We start from the raw sequence: 26,138 nt of genomic DNA on the forward strand, positions 1-26,138 counted from the left end.
GGAAATTAAGATGAACACATTCAGAAAAGGACTTGATTTATTGCTGGGCGCTATCTGTTGCCTGGTGCTGGCGATAATGGTGGGCATCGCCTGCTGGCAGGTGGTGAGCCGCTACATTCTGGGCGTTCCCAGCACCCTTACCGAAGAGATGCTGCGATTTCTCCTGGTGTGGGTATCAATGCTGGGCATGGCTTTTGTCGCTGGTCAGAAACAGCATATCAGCCTGACTCTCTTACTGGATAAGGTGTCGCCGACGATTCGCGGCTGGTGGGATATTATTCTGCAGGTCATTTTTATCGCGTTTTCCATTTGGGTATTGATTATCGGCGGCTTAAAGATTTCTGCGATTTCTATGCTGCAAATCTCCCCTGCGCTGGGCATTCCGATGGGAAAAATTTATTACGCGCTCCCCTGCGCGGGCGTACTGATCATCCTCTATGGGCTGCTGAATATCGTTGACGCCCTGAAAGCTATCCATTCCGCCACGGATACCACTGAGCACACTCTGGAGAAATCACATGATTGACCCTATTTTTGCGTCCTGTACGCTAATTGCCGTCTTTGTTGTTTTACTGGCCATGGGCGCGCCTATCGGGATCTGCATCGTTATCGCCTCTTTCAGCACCATGATGCTGGTACTGCCTTTCGATATTTCGATGTTCGCCACCGCGCAAAAAATGTTCTCCAGCCTGGACAGTTTTGCCTTGCTGGCCGTGCCGTTCTTCGTTTTGTCCGGGGTGATCATGAATAGCGGGGGAATTGCCGCCCGACTGGTCAATTTTGCCAAACTGTTTACTGGCAAACTGCCCGGCTCGCTCTCTTACACCAACATCGTCGGCAATATGATGTTCGGTGCAATTTCCGGATCGGCAATTGCCGCCTCAACCTCTATCGGCGGCGTGATGGTGCCGATGAGCGCGCGCGAAGGTTACGATCGCGGCTTTGCGGCCGCGGTGAATATCGCCTCCGCGCCGACGGGAATGTTAATTCCGCCCACCACGGCTTTTATCCTTTACGCGCTGGCAAGCGGGGGAACATCGATTGCCGCTCTGTTCGCCGGCGGTCTGGTCGCGGGAGTGCTGTGGGGCGTTGGCTGTATGCTGGTCACGCTGGTGGTCGCTAAGCGTCGAAATTATCGGGTTTTCTTCACCGTCCAAAAAGGCATGGCGCTAAAAGTTGCCGTTGAGGCCATTCCCAGCCTGCTGCTGATCGTGATTATTGTCGGCGGCATTGTGCAGGGGATTTTCACCGCCATTGAAGCCTCCGCGATTGCTGTGGTGTATACGTTATTGCTGACGATGGTGTTTTACCGCACGCTGAAAATTAAGGATTTGCCTTCTATTTTGCTCCAGACAGTGGTAATGACCGGGGTCATCATGTTCCTGCTGGCAACCTCTTCGGCGATGTCCTTCTCGATGTCGATCACCAATATTCCTGCGGCGCTGAGCGATATGATCCTCGGTATTTCCGCCAATAAACTGGTTATCCTGTTAGTCATTACCGTCTTTTTGTTGATTACCGGCGCATTTATGGATATCGGTCCGGCCATTCTGATTTTTACCCCGATTCTGCTGCCGATCATGGCTAAACTGGGCGTCGATCCGGTGCATTTCGGCATTATCATGATCTATAACCTGGCGATTGGCACCATTACGCCGCCAGTTGGCAGTGGTTTATATGTCGGGGCGAGCGTCGGTAAGGTCAAAGTTGAGGAAGTGATTAAACCGTTGCTGCCTTTTTACGGCGCGATTATCGGCGTTCTGTTATTAATTACCTACATTCCGGAAATCACACTGTTCTTACCCCGTCTACTGGGCATCATGTAAGCGCATAATTTCCTGCACATCTCGTTGCCGGATGGCGATTCGCGTCTTATCCGGCCAACGCACGATAATAATTATCCGCAGGTCATCACCAGGTAAAAAAAACCGGCTACCTATAAAGTAGCCGGAAAAGGGAATAAATAATAAACAGGGATAATGATTAGAATGTGTAGCCTATACCCACGCGGAAACGGGTTTGTCTTTCATCGCTGTTGCTATTGACGGAAACATTACCTACCTCAACGAATGGCGACCATTGATCAATAACATAGGCAGTTCTGAAGTTATATTCATAGTTATCTTTGCCGCCATCGTAAAGATCATATTTATCAGCTTTCTTATAAATTCCTTCGATTGTCCAGTCAAAGTTGTTCCATTTATAACCCGCCCAGACATCCATACGATTGATGGTATCATCATCACGGATATCAGAAGAACGGCGTACATATTCAAAACGATAGCGCGCACCAACCCACCAGCTTTCATTTAATGTCCACGTCGCGCGGAAGTAAGGCTTATAGGTAGAGTAACCGTTGCCTGTTTCCAGCACGAAACCCGGTTGCCAGGCGACATCACCGGTTTTAAATTGGTAGCTTATCGTATATTCGTTGCCCTGTGTTTCCAGGTCATTAAACGCTTTATTGGTGTCATCCCCGCCTGATTTTGAGATAGCTTCTATCGCAAAACCAACACCATTCGCAAACCGATGAGAAATATAAGCACGGTCATAGTTAGCTTTACTATCATCAAGATATTCATGACGAACATCGACATATACTGCATGCGCATTTGTTACAACAAGAGGTAATAGTAAGAAAAGAGATTTTCTCATAACAGAATCCATTTAATTTAAAATTAAAACGTTGTTTCATGTCAGACCATTACAACCATAATACGCAATGTGAATGGCGACAATATAGACAAAGATCTTTAATTTAAAATTGGGATAATGTTCAAAAAGCAAAATAAAATAAATGAAACTCATATTCGTCATATAAAATAAAAATCAAAACACCATCAACAACGCCAATATAGGAATTTCCTTATATTTATATTTCATTGATTCCTAACGTTAATTTCAATATATTTAAATTGTAAATACAAATAAAACAACTAAATAATTACTGTATAACTACCCTTTTATCAAACGGTAAGTCAGACTATGCCCATTATGTGATCTCACGCAGCGTTTTCTTTGCATTGTTGCCAGCTAAGTCGTTTCGTGTCGTTATGATGAAGGTATTTTAGAAAACAAATATTACCCACTGATTTAAATAACATCCAGACGGTCACGATGCGCTCCGACTTTTTTAAAACGTGAAGTTAATCACTTCATTAACGTGCTGATTGCCAGAATACACCCAACGGCGGCAATCGTTATAAGGTTACCGGGCTGCGTAATTTTTAAACTCATGCAAACGGAAGGGGTATCCCGTCCATAAAAAATAATGAGGAACATGTCATGAGTAACGCGATTACGATGGGTATTTTCTGGCATTTGATAGGGGCGGCCAGTGCAGCCTGCTTCTATGCTCCGTTCAAGCAAGTGAAACAGTGGTCATGGGAAACCATGTGGTCAGTGGGCGGCATCGTCTCCTGGCTTATTCTGCCGTGGACAATTAGCGCTCTGTTACTGCCTGATTTCTGGGCCTATTATGGACAGTTTAACCTCTCCACCCTTTTACCGGTTTTTCTGTTCGGCGCCATGTGGGGCATCGGCAATATTAACTACGGTCTGACCATGCGTTATCTCGGGATGTCGATGGGTATCGGCATCGCTATCGGCATTACGCTTATCGTCGGCACGCTGATGACGCCTATCATCAACGGTAACTTCGATGTGTTAATCCATACCGAAGGGGGACGCATGACGCTACTTGGCGTTTTTGTCGCGCTGATCGGCGTCGGGATTGTGACGCGCGCCGGACAGTTAAAAGAACGCAAAATGGGCATTAAAGCGGAGGAGTTCAATCTGAAGAAAGGGCTTCTGCTGGCAGTGATGTGCGGTATTTTCTCGGCGGGGATGTCTTTTGCCATGAACGCCGCGAAACCGATGCATGAAGCTGCTGCCGCGCTTGGCGTTGACCCGCTCTATGTCGCGCTGCCGAGTTACGTGGTGATTATGGGCGGCGGCGCGCTGGTGAACCTCGGTTTCTGTTTTATCCGCCTGGCAAAAGTGCAAAATCTGTCGATAAAAGCCGACTTCTCGCTGGCAAGACCGTTGATTATCAGCAATATTCTGCTGTCCGCGCTTGGCGGTCTGATGTGGTATTTACAGTTCTTTTTTTATGCCTGGGGTCACGCGCGCATTCCCGCGCAATATGACTACATGAGCTGGATGCTGCACATGAGCTTCTATGTGCTGTGCGGGGGGCTTGTCGGTCTGGTGCTAAAAGAGTGGAAAAATGCTGGCCGCCGTCCCGTTGCCGTATTAAGCCTCGGCTGCGTGGTAATTATTATCGCGGCGAATATTGTCGGTTTAGGCATGGCCAGTTAATCGCTTTGATTACTGAGATGACGCCATTGGCTCGGCGTCATCCCGGTTTCCCGCGTGAACACCACTGAAAAATAATTACTATCTTCAAAACCGCACTGCATCGAAATCTCGCTAATCATCAGCGGGCTATGCTGAAGCAGATACTGCGCGTGGCAAATACGGACCTGGCGTAAATATTGATTAATCGTCATCCCGGTTTGGGCGCGAAACTGCTGCCGCAGCACCCGTTCGCTGCATTGTTCCTGCTGGCAAAACGCATCCAGCGCAAAGGGACGCTCAAGGCTATTAGCCAAAGCGGTAATTAATTTATCCAACAGGGTTTCTCTGGAGGTTGCCGGAAGATCGTCGGTCGCGTAGCGATGCCGTTTTAACGTCATCACCAGTTGACCAAACAGCAATTCCGCCATCTCATTCGCCAGCGGATCGCGCCCATTACTCTCATGTTCAAGCTGGTTAATGACCTGCCGCGCCTGATTCATTCCCATACTGCCCAGCCGCCAGTGAGGATACCACTGCGCTCCCTGAAAGCCGGGAATCATCGCCTGCCAGTTTACATTGAGTTTCAAACGCTCCGGGCAGTAAATGATATTTTGCAGCACCAGATCGTTAACGGAGGTATAGGAGTGTTTGTCTTCAGCACGAATGTAAAACAGATCGCCGCGGGTAATTCTGTATGGGCGCTCATTAAGAACGTGTAGGCCATTGCCCCGCCAGACCATCACCAGTTCACAAAACTCATGCGTATGTTCCGCAAAAACATCCTGTGGATAGCGATCGGCAACCGTAACGGCCTGCTGCTCATCAGTAAAAAAATCTTTTTTCAAAAGGATTAACTGATTTGCCACCGCAGCACCTCATGTTGAATGCTTGCCGGATGGCGCTACGCTTATTCTGTCTACCGCTCGCCGCCGTAGGCCAGGTAAGGCGCAGCCGCCATCCGGTATTAAAGGGTATAATTATCAGCATATTGGCGACGAAAACGTTGATAGCGTTCGCGTTACTGGATTATCGCATCGCGTCCCTGACGGATATCCCGCGGCGACCAGTTAAATTCTCGGCGAAACAGAGTCGAAAAGTGGTTACTGTCGCCAAAACCGCAGCGGTACGCGATTTCTGTCACGCTATGATCGCTATGGCGTAATAAATGCCGGGCTTTGATCAAACGCAGGCGATTAAGGTAACGTTGCGGCGTCAGCCCGGTATGCTGTTTAAGCTGACGATGCAGCGTGCGTAGCGACAGCGAAAACTGTTCAGCTACCGCCTCCCAGCAGACCTCCTCCGCAAAATGGTCTTCCAGCCATGCCATCAGTTGGTTGAGTTTGGCGTCGTTATTGGTCGCGCCTTCCATCAGGCTACTGCGGCGTAACAACACCAGTAGTTGCATAAACAAAATTTCGCGATTCGCCACGGCAGGCGCATCCATGCCGTCTCCGGCGCGCTCCATCAGACCGACCAACTGGCGCACCTGCTGCAACACACTCTGATTCACCCGCCAGTGCGAAGGATAGTAACCATCCTGCTCCTGCGGCAGCAATTGATCCAGCCCCGCCAGGAATTGGAAAGCGTCCGGCGAACGCCACAGTACATTCGTCAGGCATAGGTTGTCGGTATGTTCATATAAATGCCGGTCGTGATCGCGAACAAAACACACGGTACCGCCGCTGATGGTATACGGCTGCCCGTTGAATACATGAATGCCCGTACCGTGTTCCACAATCACGATTTCATGAAAATCATGATGATGTTCAGGGAAAGCGGCTTGCGGCAGACGGGGTTCAATCGCCACGGGCGCTTTACCTGATGGAAAAAAATCCACGCTATGCAGTACGGTCATGGTTGCTTCCTCCTGAATTCAACATGTCCGAATAGTAATTAAGGGCTATCGGCCTCACCTTAAATTTTTGACGCTAAAGCGCGCAAACATGGTCTTTTTTTCAAGAAAAGGCGGGAAAAAGCGGGAAATGCGGACGACATCACACCGGCCTATTAGTAGAAACTGTGAACGCTATCACGTTCATCTTTGCCTTGTTGCCAGCGGCTCATTTTCCTGTCAGTAACGAGAAGGTAGGTCTTTGAGGGCTTTTTTAGACTGTGCGCAATGACTCTAAGAAGGACCTGATTATGACTTTTCGCCATTGTGTCGCGGTTGATCTCGGCGCATCCAGCGGGCGCGTGATGCTGGCGCGTTACGACAGCAAACACCGTACCCTGACGCTACGTGAAATTCACCGTTTTGTGAACTGCCTACAAAAAACAGACGGGTTTGACACCTGGGACATCGACAGTCTGGAAAAGGATATCCGTCTTGGTCTGAAGAAAGTCTGCAATGAAGGCATTCTTATCGACAGCATCGGCATCGACACCTGGGGCGTCGATTATGTCCTGCTGGATAAACAAGGTCAGCGTGTCGGCCTGCCGGTCTCCTACCGCGATAACCGTACCACGGGCATCATGCCGCAAGCGCTGGTCCAGATCGGCAAAAGCGAAATCTATCGCCGCAGCGGGATTCAGTTTCTGCCGTTTAACACCATCTATCAGCTACGCGCGCTAACGAAACAACAGCCTGAGTTAACGGCGCAGGTCGCTCATGCGCTGCTGATGCCCGATTATTTCAGCTACCGCCTGACCGGTGAAATGAACTGGGAATACACCAACGCCACGACCACCCAGTTGGTCAATATCAATACCGATGACTGGGACGAGACCCTGCTGGCGTGGACTGGCGCGAAAAAGAGCTGGTTCGGTCGCCCCTCGCACCCTGGCAATGTTATCGGCGACTGGATTTGCCCGCAGGGCAACCGTATTCCGGTGGTAGCCGTCGCCAGCCACGATACCGCCAGCGCCGTTATTGCCTCTCCGCTGGCAAATAAACATAGCGCTTACCTGTCTTCAGGCACCTGGTCATTGATGGGTTTTGAAAGCAAAATGCCCTACACCACTGACGAGGCGCTGGCTGCCAATATCACCAACGAAGGCGGCGCGGAAGGGCGTTATCGGGTACTGAAAAACATTATGGGTTTGTGGCTGCTCCAGCGTGTGCTGAAAGAACGGCGCATTACCGATCTGCCTGCGCTTATCGCCCAAACAGAAGCGCTGCCGGCCTGCCGTTTCCTGATTAACCCGAATGACGATCGCTTTATCAATCCTGACGATATGCGCGCTGAAATCCAGGCCGCCTGTCGCGAGACCGACCAGCCCGTTCCCGTCAGCGATGCCGAACTGGCGCGCTGCATTTTCGACAGTCTGGCGCTGTTGTATGCCGACATTCTGCACGAACTGGCAAATCTGCGCGGCGAAAAATTTACCCAACTGCATATTGTCGGCGGCGGATGCCAAAACGCGCTACTCAACCAGTTGTGCGCCGATGCATGTGGTATTCGCGTGATGGCCGGGCCGGTTGAAGCCTCCACCCTTGGCAATATTGGTATTCAGCTTATGACCCTCGACGAATTAAACAACGTCGATGACTTCCGTCAGGTCGTCAGCGCTAACTACGACCTGACAACCTATATCCCTAATCCTGATAGTGAAATTGCCCGCCACGTTGCGCAGTTTCAACCCAAACGACAGACAAAGGAGCTTTGCGCATGACCACTCAACTGGAACAAGCCTGGGAACTGGCAAAACAACGTTTCGCCGCAGTAGGTATTGATGTCGAGGAGGCGCTGCGCCAGCTCGATCGCCTGCCGGTTTCCATGCACTGCTGGCAGGGCGACGATGTTGCCGGATTCGAGAACCCGGAAGGTTCGTTGACGGGCGGAATTCAGTCGACCGGCAACTATCCTGGCAAAGCGCGTAACGCCACCGAACTGCGCGCCGATCTGGAACAGGCGCTGCGTCTGATCCCAGGACCAAAACGGCTGAACCTGCACGCCATTTATCTTGAGTCGGATACGCCGGTTGCTCGCGACCAGATCAAACCGGAGCATTTTAAAAACTGGGTGGAGTGGGCGAAAGCGAACCGGCTGGGGCTGGATTTCAACCCCACCTGTTTTTCTCATCCACTGAGCGCTGACGGTTTTACCCTCTCTCATCCAGACGCGAAAATTCGCCAGTTCTGGATCGATCACTGCAAAGCCAGCCGCCGCGTCTCGGCATACTTTGGTGAGCAGCTCGGTACGCCGTCGGTGATGAACATCTGGATTCCGGACGGCATGAAAGACATTACCGTCGACCGTTTGGCCCCGCGTCAGCGCCTGCTGGAAGCGCTGGATGAGGTCATTAGCGAGAAATTCGACCCGGCGCACCACATCGACGCCGTCGAAAGCAAACTGTTTGGCATCGGCGCGGAAAGCTACACCGTCGGCTCCAATGAGTTCTACATGGGCTACGCCACCAGCCGTCAGACCGCGCTGTGTCTGGATGCGGGCCACTTCCATCCCACTGAAGTGATTTCCGACAAAATTTCCGCCGCCATGCTCTACGTGCCACGGCTGCTGCTGCACGTCAGCCGCCCGGTACGCTGGGATAGCGACCACGTGGTGCTCCTGGACGATGAAACCCAGGCAATTGCCAGCGAGATCGTCCGTCATAACTTGTTCGACCGTGTGCATATCGGTCTGGATTTCTTCGATGCCTCTATCAACCGTGTCGCCGCGTGGGTTATCGGTACCCGCAACATGAAAAAAGCGCTGCTGCGCGCTCTGCTGGAACCCACAGATCAACTGCGTCAGCTTGAGGCCAGCGGCGATTACACCGCGCGTCTGGCGCTGCTGGAAGAGCAGAAATCTCTGCCGTGGCAGGCCGTCTGGGAAATGTATTGCCAGCGTCACGACACGCCGGCTGGCAGCCAGTGGCTGGACAGCGTTCGCGCCTACGAAAAAGAGATCCTGAGCAAACGTAGCTGACAGCGACACCTGATCTGTAGGCCGGATAAGACGCCCGCGTCACCATCCGGCAATAAATGAAACACGATTGCCGGATGGCGCTGCGCTTATCCGGCCTACGTAAGACCCGAATAACCTTCGGGCAATAAATGGGAACACGAACATGCAAAATATTACCGATTCCTGGTTCGTCCAGGGCATGATTAAAGCCACGTCTGATGCGTGGCTGAAAGGGTGGGACGAACGTAATGGCGGTAACCTGACGCTGCGTCTGGATGAAGCCGATATCGCGCCTTTTGCGGCTAATTTCCACGAAAAACCACGCTATATCGCGCTAAGTCAACCCATGCCGCTGCTGGCGAATACGCCGTTTATCGTTACCGGTTCCGGCAAATTCTTCCGCAACGTGCAGCTCGATCCGGCAGCCAATTTAGGCGTGGTCAAAATCGACAGCGACGGCGCAGGCTACCACATTCTGTGGGGCTTAACCCACGACGCGGTACCCACCTCTGAACTCCCGGCGCATTTCCTTTCCCACTGCGAACGCATCAAAGCCACCCACGGCAAAGACCGCGTCATTATGCATTGCCATGCGACTAACCTGATCGCCCTCACCTACGTACTGGAAAACAACACTGCGCTGATCACCCGCAAACTGTGGGAAGGCAGCACCGAATGTCTGGTGGTATTCCCGGACGGTGTCGGCATTCTGCCGTGGATGGTGCCAGGCACCGATGAAATCGGCCAGGCCACCGCGCAAGAAATGCAGAAACATTCGCTGGTGCTGTGGCCGTTCCACGGCGTGTTCGGAAGCGGACCTACGCTGGATGAAACCTTCGGTTTGATAGATACCGCAGAGAAATCCGCTGAGGTATTAGTCAAAATCTATTCGATGGGCGGTATGAAGCAGACCATCACGCGCGAAGAACTGGTCGCACTCGGCAAACGTTTTGGCGTGACACCGCTGGCCAGCGCCGTAGCGCTGTACTGATACCTCCCAACTCAACGCCGGATGCGGCTTTGCCTTATCCGGCCTACAGGACGGTGCGCATTTTACCGTAGGCCCGATAAGCGTAGCGCCATCGGGCAACAGGGAATTTTTTTAAGGAGAATAGTGATGAGCTTTATGTTGGCACTGCCAAAAATTAGCCTGCATGGCGCTGGAGCGATTGCCGATATGGTGAACCTCGTGGCGAATAAGCAATGGGGCAAAGCGCTGATCGTTACCGATGGTCAACTGGTAAAGCTGGGCCTGCTGGATAGCCTGTTTAGCGCACTGGATGAACATCAAATGTCTTACCACCTGTTTGATGAGGTGTTCCCAAATCCGACAGAAGAGCTGGTGCAGAAAGGTTTTGCGGCGTATCAGACCGCAGAATGTGACTACATTATCGCCTTCGGCGGCGGCAGCCCGATCGATACCGCAAAAGCGGTGAAAATCCTCACCGCCAACCCAGGTCCATCTACCGCCTACTCCGGCGTCGGCAAAGTGAAAAACGCCGGCGTACCGCTGGTAGCGATTAACACTACGGCAGGTACCGCGGCAGAGATGACCAGCAACGCGGTGATTATCGACTCTGTCCGTAAGGTCAAAGAGGTGATCATCGACCCGAATATCATCCCGGATATTGCCGTGGATGACGCCAGCGTCATGCTGGAAATCCCGGCGTCTGTGACCGCCGCAACCGGCATGGATGCCCTGACCCATGCGGTGGAAGCCTATGTCTCCGTTGGCGCGCATCCGCTCACCGACGCTAACGCGCTGGAAGCGATTCGCTTAATCAATGTGTGGCTACCGAAAGCGGTTGACGATGGCCATAACCTCGAAGCCCGTGAGCAAATGGCATTCGGCCAGTACCTGGCGGGTATGGCGTTCAACAGCGCTGGTTTGGGGCTGGTTCACGCGCTGGCGCACCAGCCGGGCGCAACTCACAACCTGCCGCACGGCGTCTGCAACGCTATCCTGCTGCCAATTGTCGAGAACTTTAACCGTCCGAACGCCGTCGCGCGTTTTGCCCGCATCGCACAGGCGATGGGCGTGGAGACGCGCGGTATGTCTGACGAAGCCGCAAGTCAGGAAGCGATTAACGCTATCCGTACGCTGAGCAAACGCGTCGGCATTCCAGAAGGTTTCAGCACGTTGGGCGTCACAAAAGAAGATATCGAAGGCTGGCTGGATAAAGCCCTCGCCGACCCGTGCGCACCGTGTAACCCGCGCACCGCCAGCCGCGATGAAGTTCGCGAGCTGTACCTGGAGGCGTTATGATCCGCAAAGCCTTTGTGATGCAGGTAAATGCCGACGCGCACGAGGAGTATCAGCGTCGTCATAACCCAATCTGGCCGGAGCTGGAAGCCGTATTAAAATCTCACGGCGCGCATCACTACGCGATTTATCTCGATCAGGAGCGCAATCTGCTGTTCGCCACCGTTGAGATTGAATCCGAGGAGCGCTGGAACGCCGTTGCCAGCACCGACGTTTGCCAGCGTTGGTGGAAACATATGCGTGACGTTATGCCCGCGAATCCGGATAACAGCCCGGTCAGCGCAGAGCTAAAAGAGGTGTTCTATCTGCAGTAAGTCGTGTGCCCGGTGGCGCAAGCTTACCGGGCCTACGGTTTTATTTTTTGTCGGCCGGATAAGGCGGTTACGCCGCCATCCGGCAATTTCAATTCTGCTCCGCTACCAGGATAGCCTGAGTATCCGGTTCCAGCGCTTTAAAGATATGCGCCTGGTCGCCGGGATAACAAATGTAATCGCCCTCCGCCAGCTCTTCCGGCGCCTCGGTTAAGCCGACAAGGGCTTTTCCCTGCGTCACAATAATATGTTCCACCGACCCCGGCGGATGCGGGTGAGAGATCCGGTCGGCCCCCGGCTGCGTCAACAGCAAATAGATATCACGCCGCGCGCCGGGCGGACACGCCGCCAGTAATATCGCCTGATAATGCGCCTGCTCCGCCACGACTTTGGTGCCCTCTCCGCGGCGAATCACCTGCGTTTTTTGTACCTGCGGCTCCAGCAGCCTGGCAAAGGGAATGTCGAGCGCGACGCATAGCGACCATAACGTCTCCAGGCTGGGGTTGCCGTTCCCTGCTTCCAGTTGTGAAAGCGTAGATTTAGCGATGCCTGCGCGCCGCGCAATCTCCGCCAGCGACAGTCCGGTTCGCTGGCGTTCGCGTACCAGGCTTCTGGCAATGACGCTAATAGGTTGTGTCATAAAGCATCCAACGTTCACTATAACGAACGAAATGTTCGTCTTGTAAAGCAAATCTGTTCCGTTCATTATAATGAAAATTCGTTCGATATGACTAAAGAAGATGAAACACTATTTTTCCTGTCTCAAGGGAGACACGATAAAAGCGATATTTTTAGTGTGCCTGGCCGTGGGCGTCGTCGGCATGTCCTATGGCTCACTGGCGATGGCCTACGGTTTCCCTCTGTGGGTGCCGTTTGTCCTCTCTATTTTTGTGCTGGCGGGCGCGTCCGAATTTATGTTTATCGGCATTGTTGCCAGCGGCGGCAATCCGTTAGCGGCGGCGGCGGCAGGACTACTGGTGAATGCGCGCCACGTGCCGTTTGGCGTAACGGTGCGTGATTTGGTTGGCACCCGCGCCGCCAGCTTTTTCGGCTGCCATATCATGAATGATGAGAGCGTGGTGTTCGGCCTGTCGCAAAAAACACCCGAACAACGTAAAGCCGCCTACTGGCTATGCGGTCTGGGCGTCGCCCTATTCTGGCCGATTGGCACACTGATTGGCGCAGGTGTCGGCAAACTGCTCCCTGCCCCAGAAACCATCGGTCTGGATGCCGTATTCCCGGCAATCTTACTGGCGCTGGTGATCCCGGCGTTTAAAAACCGCACCACATTGATTCGTGGTTGCAGCGGCGCCGCGCTGTCGCTTGCCGCCGTTCCCTTTGTGGCTGCCGGATTGCCGGTGTTGCTTTCGCTGCTTGGCCTACTGGCGAGGAAAAAATAATGGGCAATATGACGCTATTTATTATCGGTATTGCTCTTTTGTCTGCGGGAACCTATTTGATGCGCCTCGGCGGCGCGAAACTTGGCAGCCGTCTGGCGCTGTCTGAGCGTTCACAGGCGCTGCTCTCGGATGCGGCAACGGTGCTGCTATTCTCCGTCGCGCTGGCGACCACCTTTTACGAAGGCGAACATTTTGCTGGAATGGCGCGCGTTCTTGGGGTTGGCTTCGCCGTATTTTTAGCCTGGCGTAAAATGCCGCTTATTGTGGTGATTATCGCCGCCGCAGTGGTGACCGCGTTATTACGAATGGCGGGTATTAATTAACGTCTTACAGAACAGTTGGACGTGACACCCTATAAGTGATGAAGGCTGGGCCGCCCTATACTGAAGTGGCTCAGAATTTTCGCATCAGGCGGGATAAATGCTTTCCATATAAATGCCGATCCTCAATGACACTACCAGTACCTTCCAGCGTGACGTCAACATCTTGTGATAGCTTCAGATTACTGGTTTTTCTAATAGCTCTCTTTAGTTAATGTTTACGTCAGCTATTTTTACGGATATTGCCTGATGAAGAATACATAAACGAAAAAAGCGCCTGATCGGCGCTTTTTATTGGCGTTATAGCGTAATTTTATAGGCACTTGCGCCAGCCTGCGCTCAGTTAATGTGCCGTCACTCAACGCAGGCGGTTATAATCATCCACCATCTCGTTATAACTTCTCAACGACGCCGGATAAGAATCCGCAACCATCCATCCTGTTGCAGGGTCCTGCACCCGTTTCTTTTCAAAATCAGAATACTCAACATTGTCTCTGATGCGACGAATATATTTTTTAGCTTGTAGCTGATAATCAGCCGCAGAGCTGATGAAAGAAGAATTACGGCCATCAGTATTCACTTCTTTCAATTGCGCAATCATTGTTTCCAGTTCCGCGACTTTTTTCATCATCGCTTCGGCATCAAAGGTATCGGCAGAAATAACCTTGTTGATCTGCTTTGCCGAAATCATGACAGCCAGAGAATAATAGTTAAATGTTTTACCTTCCGCTTCTTCTATTCTCTTCAACTGTGTCAATTGCCGCCTGTCATTTATTTCCTGAATAGCCTCATGATATTTTTCCGAGACGGGTTTAAAATCCTCGATATTCTTCAGTAATGTCTGATGCAGCGCCTTACCTTTAGCAAAGGCATCATCTTTATAGTTTTCCTGGGTATAATATTTTTCCATTTCGTTAATGGTATTACCCAGCGCGGCGGCGCTATCAATATAGCTAACGGCAACACCATCAATAGGCTCAAGTAATGGCGTTAAGGCGGCCACCTGTTTCATCTCTTTCTGGCAATTCGTTATGTAAGACTCCGTAATACCATAAATGCCATAAACCAGGCTCTCTTTCCCTGTCGGACCTTTTTTAAAGTCTTTCACCCAATCCGCGTAACGCGCCAGACTGCGCTGAACGGGCAATTGAAGTTTATTAAAACAATCGATATAGACATCCATTTTTTCACTATAAACTTCTTCAGCGTCAACCTCCGGCTGAGCTGGCGTTTCTGGCTTCGCCGCCGGGGGCTGAGTTGCCGTTTCTGGCTTCGCTGCTGAGGGCTGCGCTGGACTTTCGTCAGATTGCGTTTCCGGCGTCTGAGAAGGCGCTGGCGTCGCAGGCTGGCTGCTGGCGGCCGGCGTCGCCTCGGTTTTAACATTATTGTCATCACATCCTGTTGCGCCCAGGGTCATTAGCGCAATGATTATCGCTGAGGATAATAAATTCCTTTTCATTTAATTGCCTTCTGTATATTTACGTTGGGGTTCTCTTATTTTAACGAACACATTGATATTGATAATGTTAATTATAATGAAATATGGATTAAGTATTTTTCGTGTTGAATAAATCACATACCTATTTTCTTCATTAAAATGAATCTGTAAATTTCAATAATGTTATTTATAGGTTACTCTAATGAAAGAGAATTTGTTATCACTAATCTGGCCGGATCTCAAAAAATGCATAGAACTAAAACGGGTCTATTTACAGTAAGACTTGCCGAGACCCAACTCTCGCCCAGCGCCTACGGTGGCGGATGTTGAATGTTGGGTTTCGCTTCGCGCCACCCTGTCTACAAAGTCCGCAATATCAACATGTTGTAAAACGATCTCGCAAACCTTAAAGCTGCGCTCCATCAGGTACTGAGTTTGTCATCACAACAGACAGCGGGAGCATTTCCCGCTGTCTCAGATGATTGACAAGCCTTGCCTGAGTTTTGCCGGATGGCGGCGCTTGCGCCTTATCCGGCCTACAAACAACGCTAATTTCAACAAATTCCACTATTTCTGACAGTATTCGGGGAATATAGCCCCGCAGGTTACATCCCGTACCGTTCAGCAATGGCGCGGTGTTTCTCTTCATTTACGCCTGCGGCCTGCGCCAGCCGCCACCAGCATAGCGGATGCTCCCAGTCGGCGGTCAAACGCGTCAGCGTTTTATCGATATCCGCCTTCGTTACCGACTGCGGCGCGCTGATAACAAAGTAAAATCCAGGGAGAGGAGTCGCATCGTCGCCCTGATGGCTATCGGTTAAGGTGTAATCATCCGGGCTACTGCTCCAGTAATACCACCCCAGCTCCCTGATAGCCTCGCGGAAAGCGTCGTACTGCGCTTCTTCCGGCATAACGCCGTCGCAAAACCAGGATTCGCCGTACTCCGTTGGGATCACCGTTTTCAGGCTGGCATATAAAGGCGTGAAGTTCTTCCGCTCTTCTTCGTCTTCCGGCGGCGTATTCAGCCGCTCGGCGTCAAAGACTACGATTTCACCGACATGCTGCGGGTAATCAGTACGATAAGTGGGTTCGACCACTCTTGCCGTCACCGGCCCAATGCGCTGGGCGAAATAGTATCGGTATTCGTAATCTTCGCGGAAACGCAGGTTTATTAGCCCCCAGTTTTCATCGATAAAACCTTCGCCTTCGGTGAGTTCAATCTCCAGCTCCGCCGCAAGCCTGCGCACGATATCCCATTTCTGCAAAATGCTGGCCGCCGCCATCATATCCCACTGGGTGTTGCGGGGATCTTCTTCGCGCCGTGTGAGCAGTGCCAGTAGCTGCTGTAAATATTCCAGTTGCCTGTCGTAGGCTTCCTGTTTTTGCGCCGCCCACGCGCACATCCGGTAAGCGCCAATCCACTCGCCGCCAATTTTAGTTTGCAGCAGTTTTTGCCCTGTCGCTTCCAGCTGCGCCCAGTCTTCCTGCGAGCCGAGAACCCGCGCACGGAACCACAGCGCCATATGCTCCTGCCCGGATGCGTCATACTGCCGGGCCAGTTGTTCAATCTCCTCCAGCTCGCCTTTCGCCAACAGCAGGTCCAGCAGATCAAAAGGAAGGCCGTTGTCCTCTTGCAGATGGTTTTCAACATAATGGCGCAAAAGCGCGATCGACTCGTCCCGCGCGTAACAGGCGTTCAGCGCATTGACCAGTCGGCCAAGTAACTCCGCATCCTCAGGTGACTGCATAAAGGCGCGGCGGAACTCTTCAACATCTTTTTCGGGATCGGCCTCTGCGTCTTCCGCCGTACTTTCAGTTTGTGGCATAGCGGGGCGCGCCGACAGTTCTGCTTCTTTGGCGGCAATTTTCTCGCTGAGTTCCAGATACTCCCGGTCAACGCCCAACAGGGCGCGCAGTTTTGGCATATGCCGCTGGGCAAGTTTAAACGCCTGCTTCGCGACCCAGACGGATTCACGATCCAGCGCCAGGTTAATCTGCATTTTCGCCAAATCCACCAATTTACGGTGCGCCCCCACCTTAGAATAGTGTTCCAGCATGTGCTGGAAAATTCTCGCCAGCCGCCAGTGGTTACGTTCCGGATAACGGGGAAGCAACACAATCAAAATATCCAGCCACAGATTCCAGGAGTAAGGCGTAAGGTCCGACCAGGCGGGTAACGCTTCCCAGACCTCCTCGTCCTGCCCGCCGCTCAGCGCCATGATGTACAGCTTTTTCAGCGGATAACCAATGCGATCGCGCCCCCAGTAGTCATTTTCGTCGATCAAATGTTCAACCAGCTCACGCGCCTCTTCATAGCGCTGCAGCGCGATCAGGATATCGACTCGCGTCGAGAGCAATGCCTCAACGTATTCCTCTCCCGAATCCTTCACTGCCGCAATCTGTTTATCCACATACGCTAACGCTTCTTCGTGCCGATGGGTGTCCATCAGGGCGCTGGCATATTCCGTGGACAAACACTGAAAACAGTTCCAGGTGGGGTCGATGCGCGCAATCGTCTCTTCGCAGACCGCCATTCGCTCTGCCGCCCAGCCAGGGCCATCTATGTTTTCATAGCAGGCGGATAAATCCTGGGTGACGCAGATGGATTGCGGACAATCTTTCGCTTCTTCCCGGTGCGCTTTTTCAAACAGGGCGACAACGTCAGGCAAGACTTTTTCGCCTTCGCTATAATTCGTCAGGCGGTGACGCATCTCCCAGTGCCCGATAAATATCTCCAGCCACGGATTTTTGGCGACCTGATTCAGGGCTTTCATTTCTGGCAACAGCGCATCACACTTTTCCAGTTGTAAATTTAGCGCGCCTTCAGAAAAGTCATCAATTATCTGGGGAATATATCCCTGCCCGGCATCCCGCAACTCTTTACTGTAGTTGTTGTACCACTCCCATGTATCCATTCTTACATTCCTTGCTTAATTAATGAGGGGATAATCTGCGTGAAATCTTCCAGTGCCTGATGCAAATCCCATTGCTGTTCTTTATTCCCATTACTACATAAAATAACTTTCAGGGATTTTAATAACCGCAGCGCCGCCACCGGTTGCTGATGATTTTGCAATGCCGTAACTAATTGTTTGACGCAGGCGTTATTTAAATTAAGATATAAGCTGGAGGTTTTGGTTTGTTTAATCTGCGAAGTAAACTGGCGCGCCAGCATTAATGCGGCGGTACTCATTCGCTTGTCCGCATCGTCCTGTTCAAGGATTTGTTTTAATTCGGCTTCACGATCGAGGGTCACCACCAGCGGCAAAACATCCGGGTCAAAGCGGGAGATAATTAATTGCTCGCCGTCGCATAAATGCGCTTCCAGATAATCGACCTGTTCCGCCGGTAAATCGGCGAGCGTAAAGAGTTGCTCGTTGCCGCTTTGCGTGCCGACTTCAATAATCCGACAATGGTATAACAGCGCCCAGCGTCGTAAAAACGGGACCACAGCATAGCGATCGCCTCTGGCGACGGGCCGTTGCAGAATATGGAATAGCATCTCTTCAAAGCCGCCATCAGCGCCCAACAAAATATGGATGCTGTTATTAATGCGGAGTTCCTTCGCCAGCACCGCGCCTTTCGACGTGGGCACCTGCAACCGATCCTTCAGCAGATCAAAAAGACGATCGTCACACAGCGCCGCGCCCAGCAGCGCTTCGTTATGACGCATTAAAACGCGTCGCCATATCTCCGGCTGGTTTTGCGCGAGATCCGACAAACCGGTAATCAGCGCTTCTTTCAATGCCTCCTGTACCGCAACCCAGGTTTCGTCCCGCTGCAAATCTTCCCGGCTTGCCGTCGGCGTGAGTTTCGACGATTCAATCACGCCGCCAATAAACCCCGCCCACGGCGGCAGGAGTTCACGCGCTTCGTCATCAAGCAGCATTCCGCGTAAAAAGAGGGACAGATTACGGTTGTCGCTGGTGCCGTAAGTCGCGCCGTCCTGAATCCACAGAATGCCCACGGCATCGCTGCCCCCCTGCGGAACCACCGGCAGGGTGCAGATAGGTTCGAAGGACGATTCAAACTGCGCCGCGAACGCGAGGTTTTTACGCTGGACCAACGCACGGTGCATCGTCACGCCTTCCGGCGTCGATTCGCGCCAGGGCGGCTGGAGTTTATTTACCGGTTCGGTCGCATCGCCGACAAAAACTGGCTCATGCAACAAAATGCAGTACCTTGAGAGTACGCGATTAAGCAGATTATTACTGGCAAGATGGCTGTATTCTTCTTTCAGCGTCAGGATCACCTGGGTTCCCGGCGCGACGGCGTCAGAAGGCGTAACGGTATAGCGCTGCCCATCAACAGAGTGATATTTCCAGCCCTGGTCCGGCGTTTGCCAGGACGTGGTCAGCACGGTGACATCTTTCGCCAGCACAAACGCCGACAAAAAGCCCAGCCCGAACATGCCGATTAACCCTGTGTCATCATCCTGCTGGCGCAGCATCCGGGTATAGCCCACCCCGACGGTCGCCAGAAAGCCATGAATTTCGCTTTCCGTCAGGCCCGCGCCGGTGTCAGATATCGTTATAGTCGATTTTGCCACATCCGCCACAACGCGGATGTGGTTATCCTGCGGGGCATCGGGCTGTTCGATTCGTCTGCGGACAATCGCATCGTGCCCGTTCTGCACCAGCTCCCTTATCGCAACAACGGGCGTTGAATAAAGATGCTTACTGAGAACTTCTATTAATCCATTTAAATTGACTTCAGTAGAAAAAGAACTGTCGGATAGCTGCAATGCACTCATTTTTCAACACTCATAATCCATCACCTGCTGTTGAAAAGTTTTATTTTTACAGTCGGTGCGTAGTTTTCGGTTTAACACGCAATCATCGCATCCAGCTCATATTCATTATTGATACGATGATTGTTTCTTGGCTATACATTTCATCCTTCAAGCTGCCTCTGCGTTGGCTGCGCTCATTCACCCCAGTCACGTACTTATGTACGCTCCAGGGGATTCATTCCCTTGCTGCCTTGATGCAACTTGAATGATTTCGTGTATATGTAAAAATCGGACAAATAATTAATGTTACCGTCATGATGCTAAAGCATCATGACGAGGCGCAATGAGTATATACATAATCGAGAATAGTTACGATATTAACGATTGTATTAATAATGTAAAAATTATTGTAACTTATTCAACATAATTATATTTTCAAAAAAAATAAACAATATAAATCACATGAATATCATTAACAAATTTCAATAAAAAATAAAATCGTACATTAACCAAGCCGTGCGGAAATGCTGACATTGCCAAAATAACCAAATAATATTTAATGTTTTTTAGTCGCTGGTACATTCCGTTCTATTTACGAGGTTAACGGACCATCAGACGTTTATCACGTTGCTTAAGTAATTCTACCCAATAAAAACACTTTACCTGAAAGTTTAATCATTCAGTTCATTAAATTAAACCTTGTCACTAAATCATTATAACCTCTGATTACCTTATCAAAAGAACCCTCAGCCCATGCCGGATTCTCTTTATCGCTGACGGTCAAAGGGATGTGATCTCGTTCACGACGAACTCGCGTTTTTACAGCCAGCACATATTTGTCTGCAGCCTCAAGAAATTGCTCGTGCTGAAAAGAACCACTTTTGGTGTCATTTTGTTTGGCTTTCAGTTGCGCAACATGCTCATTCAACGCCTGTACTTGCTTCATCGCGTCATCCACATTAAATCCGTCATTTTGCAAAAGCTGATTGGTTTTCTTATTTTAACGAACACATTGATATTGATAATGTTAATTATAATGAAATATGGATTAAGTATTTTTTGTGTTGAATAAATCACATACCTGTTTTTTTTCATTAAAATGAATCTGTAAATTTCAATGATATTATTTATAGGTTATTCTAATGAAAAAGGATTTGTTATCATCAATTATTATCGCTATGCTGATGACTGCCGGGCTAAGCGCTTGTGATGAAAAAAAAGCGGACGAACAACCTGTAGCTCAGAGTGCGGATTCATCAGCGAGCAATACACAATCCACATCAGCGGAAAGCGCAGATGCGAACGATGTTCTTAACCAAAAGCTGAATGTTTACATTGATTGTTATAATAATCTCCAGGCAGATATTTACCGTGCTGTAAATCGTTATGCTAACACATTCGACGATTTCCGTACCGGTCCTACCGGTAAGGAAGACGATCCCTCTCCGCTGGTTCCTGTGTATCCTGCATTTATCCAGGACTGCCGGAAAGACATCAAGGCGGCGGCTGAATTAAAGCCGGCGTTTGCCTCTCTGGATAGTGCTGCTCTGGCATTTATTAATGCGGCTGGGCCACTAGCTGAAACAATCAATAGTATGAATAAATACTATGATCAAGATAACTTCAAGGATGATGCCTTTGCTGGCGCTAAAGCGTTCCATAAAACGTTTATAAAACAGTTCGATGAGTTTGATCCCATTGCGAAGAAATATATCGCCGAGATTACCATTATGAGTGGGCAGCATGCGGCTAATGAAATTAAGGCGACCGAGAAGAAAGAAGGTAAATCCATTAAGTACTATACGCTTTTGACGATGCAGGAAGCCGAGACGCTTAATGACGCTGTAGCTGATGATTCTTTTGATGTGGCGGCAGTAAGCAAACAGCTCGCTGATTTTGAAGAGCATACTCAGAAGCTAAACGAGAAGATCAACGTTGATATAGATAAACATCGTAGCTTCCCTGGCTTTATTTCTGAGCTGGAAAAATTCCAGGGCAAGGTGAAAAAACGCATTCGGCGTGTGCGCGATAACGTGGCGTATACCTCGCATGAGCAGGACTACCTCAATAGCGGCAGCGGCGATATGGTAGATGGTTCTTATGAGGCTGTGGTTAAAGCTTATAACGAACTCATCGATACCTATAATGGCTATCATCTTGAGCGTGAGTTCTAAGCTTTTCACGCTGCAAATCGCGTGCATATGACCGCTGAACTGAGCAAATAAGTCGTTAGCGACTGTCGAAAGAGCGCCCCAAGGGCGCTTTTTTCGTTCGAAGTATTACCGGGTAGCAAGCGCCTCGTGAATGGCTGGAATAAGCTGCGGCCCAGCATAAAAACGATTAAAACCTGTATGGCCTCGCCACTATACGTGATTCCGTTATCAAGAGAGGCTGTAAAATTGAGAAAATATATATTTTACGCAAATGTAGAGGGTACTATTTTAGTCTGCGATTAACCGCTGCGGATGGGTATAAATCGTCGCCCGACCCGGCTTACAGAACCCCACCAGCGTAAGATTACACCGTTCAGCGACGTCAACCGCGAGCGTGGTGGCAGCAGAAACCGCAAACAAAATTTCCACACCGCACATCGCCGACTTCTGCACCATTTCGTAACTCGCACGACTGGAAACCAGCGCCGCGCCTTGCCGCCATTCCTCACCTTCCGTAGCGCGGCGGCCGAGCAGTTTATCCAGCGCAACGTGGCGTCCGACATCTTCATGGCCCCCCGCCAGTTCACCCGACGGCATGACCCACGCCGCAGCGTGCGTACAACCCGTCAGCTTACCCGTCGGTTGAAAATCATTCAGATGTTTTAACGCGCGATCAAGGTTACCGAGATTAAACGTTTGGCTAAACGGCAGCGGTTGCACCGGCTTACCGATGTCATTGAGCTGTTCCACGCCACATACGCCGCAACCGGTACGTCCGGCCAGCGCGCGACGACGCGCTTTCAGCCCCATAAATCGACGGCTGGAAAGATCAATCTGCACTTCAAGTCCGTTACAGGACGGCACAACGTCCATGCCATAGATTTCACGCGGGCTGTCAATGATCCCTTCCGACAGAGAAAACCCTATTGCGAAATGCGTCAGATCTTTCGGAGAGGCCATCATAACGACATGCGAAATGCCGTTATACACCAGTGCCACTGGCACTTCCTCGGCAACATCATCAAGTTGGGGGGACTGCAAATCCTCGCGTTTCCAGAGAGTCAACTGGCGTGAGGTTGTGAAATCAGTCACATTTAGGACTTCTTCAGACAGTATATTGTTCACTTTCTTTTAACCATATAAGAACACACACACCAACATTATGGTATTCTGTTACAACTCCTCCCGGATGGAGGAAAATTTATCCAATTCTGAACCTTTGCGGGCCCGTCCGCAAAGAAAAATAACAACCACTCCCTGAGCGTTTCGGATAGAGAAATGTGAAAGAGAAGTGACAATGTCGAAACAAGGAGCAAACCATGCAGGTCAGCAGAAGGCAGTTCTTTAAGATCTGCGCTGGCGGTATGGCAGGCACCACGGCGGCGGCACTGGGCTTCGCGCCCGGCGTAGCGCTAGCGGAAACACGGCAATATAAACTGCTGCGCACCCGCGAAACCCGTAACACCTGCACCTACTGTTCCGTTGGCTGCGGGCTGTTGATGTACAGCCTCGGCGACGGTGCGAAAAACGCCAAAGCATCTATTTTCCATATCGAAGGGGACCCGGATCATCCGGTAAGCCGTGGCGCGCTGTGCCCGAAAGGGGCCGGTCTGGTGGACTTTATCCACTCTGAAAGCCGCCTGAAATTCCCGCAATACCGCGCACCGGGTTCAGATAAGTGGCAACAGATCAGTTGGGAAGAAGCGTTTGACCGCATCGCTAAACTGATGAAGGAAGATCGCGACGCCAACTATCAGGCGCAGAACGCCGAAGGCGTTACCGTTAACCGCTGGCTCACCACCGGGATGCTGTGCGCTTCCGCATCCAGTAACGAGACGGGTTATTTAACGCAAAAATTCTCCCGCGCGCTGGGTATGCTCGCGGTCGACAACCAGGCGCGTGTCTGACACGGACCAACGGTAGCAAGTCTTGCTCCAACATTTGGTCGCGGTGCGATGACCAACCACTGGGTCGACATCAAGAACGCCAACCTCGTCGTGGTGATGGGCGGTAACGCCGCAGAAGCTCACCCGGTCGGGTTCCGCTGGGCGATGGAAGCCAAAATTCACAACGGCGCGAAGCTGATTGTGATCGATCCGCGCTTTACGCGTACCGCGTCGGTGGCCGATTTCTATGCGCCAATACGCTCTGGTACTGACATTGCCTTCTTGTCAGGCGTGATGCTGTATCTGCTGACCAACGAAAAATACAACCGTGAATACACCGAGGCCTATACCAATGCCAGCCTGATCGTGCGTGAAGATTTTGGCTTCGATGATGGTCTGTTCACCGGCTATGACGCCGACAAGCGGCAGTACGATAAAACCAGTTGGCACTATGAGCTGGACGAAAACGGTTTTGCCAAACGCGATACGACACTGCAACACCCGCGCTGTGTCTGGAATCTGTTGAAACAGCATGTCTCACGCTATACGCCGGACGTGGTAGAAAATATCTGCGGTACGCCGAAAGCGGACTTCCTGAAAGTGTGCGAGTACATTGCAGAAACCAGCGCAAAAGATAAAACCGCGTCGTTCCTGTACGCGCTGGGCTGGACGCAGCATTCCATCGGCGCGCAGAACATCCGTACTATGGCAATGATCCAGCTTCTGCTCGGTAACATGGGGATGGCGGGCGGCGGCGTTAACGCCCTGCGCGGTCACTCCAACATTCAGGGACTGACCGACTTAGGACTGCTGTCGCAAAGTCTGCCGGGCTACCTGACGCTGCCGAGCGAAAAACAGACCGACCTGCAAACCTATCTGGCTGCCAATACGCCGAAGCCATTGTTGAAGGATCAGGTCAACTACTGGGGCAACTATCCGAAATTCTTCGTCTCAATGATGAAGGCCTTCTTTGGTGATAAAGCGACAGCGGAAAATAGCTGGGGCTTCGACTGGCTACCGAAGTGGGACAAAGGCTACGACGTGTTGCAGTACTTCGAGATGATGAAACAGGGCAAGGTCAACGGCTATATCTGCCAGGGCTTTAACCCGGTGGCCTCATTCCCGAACAAAAACAAAGTGGTCGCGTCGCTTTCCAAACTGAAGTACCTGGTGACTATCGATCCGCTCAACACCGAAACGTCCACCTTCTGGCAAAACCACGGTGAGTCGAACGACGTTGATCCCGCGAAAATCCAGACCGAAGTGTTCCGTCTGCCTTCCACCTGTTTTGCCGAGGAAAATGGTTCCATCGTTAACTCCGGTCGCTGGCTGCAGTGGCACTGGAAAGGCGCGGACGCCCCGGGAATTGCCATGACCGACGGCGAAATCCTCGCCGGTATCTTCTTACGCCTGCGTAAGATGTACTCTGAACAGGGCGGCGCCAACCCGGAACAGGTGCTGAATATGACCTGGAACTACACCAAACCATACGAACCCGCCTCTGAAGAAGTGGCGATGGAAAGTAACGGTAAAGCGCTGGCCGATCTTATCGATCCGGCAACCGGCGCGGTGGTGGTGAAGAAAGGCCAACAACTCAGTTCGTTCGCGCAACTGCGCGATGACGGTACGACGTCCAGCGGCTGCTGGATTTTCGCCGGTAGCTGGACGCCGGAAGGCAACATGATGGCGCGTCGTGATAACGCCGACCCGTCTGGTCTCGGCAACACGCTGGGCTGGGCATGGGCATGGCCGCTTAACCGCCGCATCCTCTATAACCGCGCCTCCGCCGATCCGCAGGGTAATCCCTGGGACCCGAAACGTCAGCTACTGAAATGGGAAGGCGGAAAATGGGCCGGATGGGATATTCCGGACTACAGCGCCGCCGCGCCCGGCAGCGACGTCGGACCGTTTATCATGCAGCCGGAAGGGATGGGTCGCCTGTTTGCCATCGATAAGATGGCGGAAGGGCCGTTCCCGGAACACTACGAACCGTTTGAAACGCCGCTGGGCACTAACCCGCTGCACCCGAACGTTATCTCTAACCCTGCCGCCCGTATCTTTAAAGACGATGCCGACGCGCTGGGTAAAGCGGATAAGTTCCCGTATGTCGGAACTACTTACCGTCTGACCGAGCACTTCCACTACTGGACCAAGCACGCGTTGCTTAACGCTATCGCCCAGCCGGAACAGTTTGTGGAAATTGGCGAGAAGCTGGCGAATAAGCTCGGTATCGCGCATGGCGATACCGTGAAGGTCTCCTCGAACCGCGGCTATATCAAAGCCAAAGCAGTGGTGACCAAGCGTATTCGCACGCTGAAAGCGGACGGCAAGGATATCGATACCATCGGTATTCCTATTCACTGGGGCTACGAAGGCGTGGCGAAAAAAGGCTTTATCGCCAATACGTTAACGCCTTTCGTCGGTGATGCGAACACGCAAACGCCGGAGTTTAAATCCTTCCTTGTGAACGTGGAAAAGGTGTAACGGAG

At 51.4% G+C, this 26,138-nt stretch carries 21 protein-coding genes; 12 read left to right on the plus strand and 9 right to left on the minus strand.

Annotated features, from left to right (window positions below; genetic code table 11):
• The first annotated feature begins 10 nt into the window (after positions 1-10).
• Both ACLJQD_RS20290 and ACLJQD_RS20295 read left to right on the plus strand, forming a co-directional pair.
• Positions 11-526 carry a TRAP transporter small permease gene (locus tag ACLJQD_RS20290; protein WP_001091413.1) on the plus strand — a complete coding sequence of 172 codons (516 nt, stop codon included), beginning with the start codon at positions 11-13 and terminating at the stop codon, positions 524-526.
• A complete protein-coding gene (locus tag ACLJQD_RS20295) occupies positions 519-1,826 on the plus strand; it encodes a TRAP transporter large permease (protein ID WP_017441887.1) in 1,308 nt (435 codons plus the stop codon). The genes ACLJQD_RS20290 and ACLJQD_RS20295 overlap by 8 nt, the downstream gene beginning before the upstream one ends.
• 157 nt (positions 1,827-1,983) lie before the next feature.
• Here ACLJQD_RS20295 and ACLJQD_RS20300 read toward each other — a convergent pair whose 3' ends face one another.
• Positions 1,984-2,667, minus strand: a complete 684-nt coding sequence (locus tag ACLJQD_RS20300) for an oligogalacturonate-specific porin KdgM family protein (RefSeq protein ID WP_072103494.1) — start codon at positions 2,665-2,667, stop codon at positions 1,984-1,986.
• A gap of 618 nt (positions 2,668-3,285) precedes the next feature.
• Between ACLJQD_RS20300 and rhaT the strand changes: the two genes are divergently transcribed.
• A complete protein-coding gene (gene rhaT / locus ACLJQD_RS20305) occupies positions 3,286-4,320 on the plus strand; it encodes an L-rhamnose/proton symporter RhaT (protein ID WP_000063541.1) in 1,035 nt (344 codons plus the stop codon).
• Here the strand turns inward: rhaT and rhaR are convergent.
• Both rhaR and rhaS read right to left on the minus strand, forming a co-directional pair.
• A complete protein-coding gene (gene rhaR / locus ACLJQD_RS20310) occupies positions 4,317-5,165 on the minus strand; it encodes an HTH-type transcriptional activator RhaR (RefSeq protein WP_000013296.1) in 849 nt (282 codons plus the stop codon). The genes rhaT and rhaR overlap by 4 nt on opposite strands.
• A 152-nt stretch (positions 5,166-5,317) precedes the next feature.
• Positions 5,318-6,154 carry an HTH-type transcriptional activator RhaS gene (gene rhaS / locus ACLJQD_RS20315; protein ID WP_000217112.1) on the minus strand — a complete coding sequence of 279 codons (837 nt, stop codon included), beginning with the start codon at positions 6,152-6,154 and terminating at the stop codon, positions 5,318-5,320.
• A 287-nt stretch (positions 6,155-6,441) separates the two neighbouring features.
• Here rhaS and rhaB point away from each other — a divergent pair, with 287 nt between their 5' ends.
• From rhaB to rhaM, 5 genes are all read left to right on the plus strand, one after another.
• Positions 6,442-7,911: a rhamnulokinase gene (rhaB, locus tag ACLJQD_RS20320; RefSeq protein ID WP_017441890.1), complete on the plus strand. Its 1,470-nt coding sequence runs from the start codon at positions 6,442-6,444 to the stop codon at positions 7,909-7,911.
• On the plus strand, positions 7,908-9,167 hold the full coding sequence (gene rhaA, locus ACLJQD_RS20325; RefSeq protein ID WP_000211468.1) for an L-rhamnose isomerase: 1,260 nt from the start codon (positions 7,908-7,910) through the stop codon (positions 9,165-9,167). Before rhaB ends, rhaA begins: the two co-directional genes overlap by 4 nt.
• 142 nt (positions 9,168-9,309) lie before the next feature.
• Entirely contained in the window at positions 9,310-10,137 is an 828-nt protein-coding gene (gene rhaD, locus ACLJQD_RS20330; protein ID WP_001179685.1) for a rhamnulose-1-phosphate aldolase, read from the plus strand.
• 126 nt (positions 10,138-10,263) lie between these two features.
• A complete protein-coding gene (gene fucO / locus ACLJQD_RS20335) occupies positions 10,264-11,412 on the plus strand; it encodes a lactaldehyde reductase (protein ID WP_017441891.1) in 1,149 nt (382 codons plus the stop codon).
• Positions 11,409-11,723, plus strand: coding sequence for an L-rhamnose mutarotase (rhaM, locus tag ACLJQD_RS20340; protein WP_000619478.1), 315 nt, complete (start codon positions 11,409-11,411; stop codon positions 11,721-11,723). Before fucO ends, rhaM begins: the two co-directional genes overlap by 4 nt.
• Before the next feature lie 88 nt (positions 11,724-11,811).
• On the opposite strand, the gene ACLJQD_RS20345 is transcribed toward rhaM, so the two are convergent.
• Entirely contained in the window at positions 11,812-12,360 is a 549-nt protein-coding gene (locus ACLJQD_RS20345; protein WP_001517951.1) for a helix-turn-helix domain-containing protein, read from the minus strand.
• A gap of 100 nt (positions 12,361-12,460) precedes the next feature.
• Between ACLJQD_RS20345 and ACLJQD_RS20350 the strand changes: the two genes are divergently transcribed.
• The gene (locus ACLJQD_RS20350; RefSeq protein WP_000683586.1) at positions 12,461-13,120 is read left to right on the plus strand and encodes an AzlC family ABC transporter permease; all 660 of its coding nucleotides are present in this window, start codon (positions 12,461-12,463) and stop codon (positions 13,118-13,120) included.
• Positions 13,120-13,443, plus strand: coding sequence for an AzlD domain-containing protein (locus tag ACLJQD_RS20355; protein WP_000527677.1), 324 nt, complete (start codon positions 13,120-13,122; stop codon positions 13,441-13,443). Before ACLJQD_RS20350 ends, ACLJQD_RS20355 begins: the two co-directional genes overlap by 1 nt.
• 355 nt (positions 13,444-13,798) lie before the next feature.
• Here ACLJQD_RS20355 and ACLJQD_RS20360 read toward each other — a convergent pair whose 3' ends face one another.
• The 4 genes from ACLJQD_RS20360 to ACLJQD_RS20375 all read right to left on the minus strand — a co-directional run bounded on the left by ACLJQD_RS20360 (position 13,799) and on the right by ACLJQD_RS20375 (position 20,556).
• Positions 13,799-14,899, minus strand: coding sequence for a YiiG family protein (locus tag ACLJQD_RS20360; protein ID WP_001651170.1), 1,101 nt, complete (start codon positions 14,897-14,899; stop codon positions 13,799-13,801).
• Positions 14,900-15,483: 584 nt separating this feature from the next.
• Positions 15,484-17,793: a hypothetical protein gene (locus ACLJQD_RS20365; protein ID WP_017441893.1), complete on the minus strand. Its 2,310-nt coding sequence runs from the start codon at positions 17,791-17,793 to the stop codon at positions 15,484-15,486.
• Between the two features lie 2 nt (positions 17,794-17,795).
• A complete protein-coding gene (locus ACLJQD_RS20370) occupies positions 17,796-19,631 on the minus strand; it encodes an ATP-binding protein (RefSeq protein ID WP_043856157.1) in 1,836 nt (611 codons plus the stop codon).
• 658 nt (positions 19,632-20,289) lie between these two features.
• The gene (locus ACLJQD_RS20375) at positions 20,290-20,556 is read right to left on the minus strand and encodes a DUF3829 domain-containing protein (RefSeq protein WP_017441896.1); all 267 of its coding nucleotides are present in this window, start codon (positions 20,554-20,556) and stop codon (positions 20,290-20,292) included.
• A 196-nt stretch (positions 20,557-20,752) separates the two neighbouring features.
• Between ACLJQD_RS20375 and ACLJQD_RS20380 the strand changes: the two genes are divergently transcribed.
• Positions 20,753-21,784, plus strand: a complete 1,032-nt coding sequence (locus tag ACLJQD_RS20380; protein ID WP_000710967.1) for a YiiG family protein — start codon at positions 20,753-20,755, stop codon at positions 21,782-21,784.
• A gap of 267 nt (positions 21,785-22,051) precedes the next feature.
• Here the strand turns inward: ACLJQD_RS20380 and fdhD are convergent, their stop codons facing one another.
• Positions 22,052-22,888, minus strand: coding sequence for a formate dehydrogenase accessory sulfurtransferase FdhD (fdhD, locus tag ACLJQD_RS20385; protein WP_001059739.1), 837 nt, complete (start codon positions 22,886-22,888; stop codon positions 22,052-22,054).
• Positions 22,889-23,082: 194 nt separating this feature from the next.
• Here fdhD and fdnG point away from each other — a divergent pair, with 194 nt between their 5' ends.
• Positions 23,083-26,133: a formate dehydrogenase-N subunit alpha gene (fdnG, locus tag ACLJQD_RS20390; protein WP_077248424.1), complete on the plus strand. Its 3,051-nt coding sequence runs from the start codon at positions 23,083-23,085 to the stop codon at positions 26,131-26,133.
• Positions 26,134-26,138: the final 5 nt, after the last annotated feature.

It is taken from the genome of Salmonella sp. SAL04214, from assembly GCF_046550615.1.
Classification (GTDB): domain Bacteria; phylum Pseudomonadota; class Gammaproteobacteria; order Enterobacterales; family Enterobacteriaceae; genus Salmonella; species Salmonella enterica.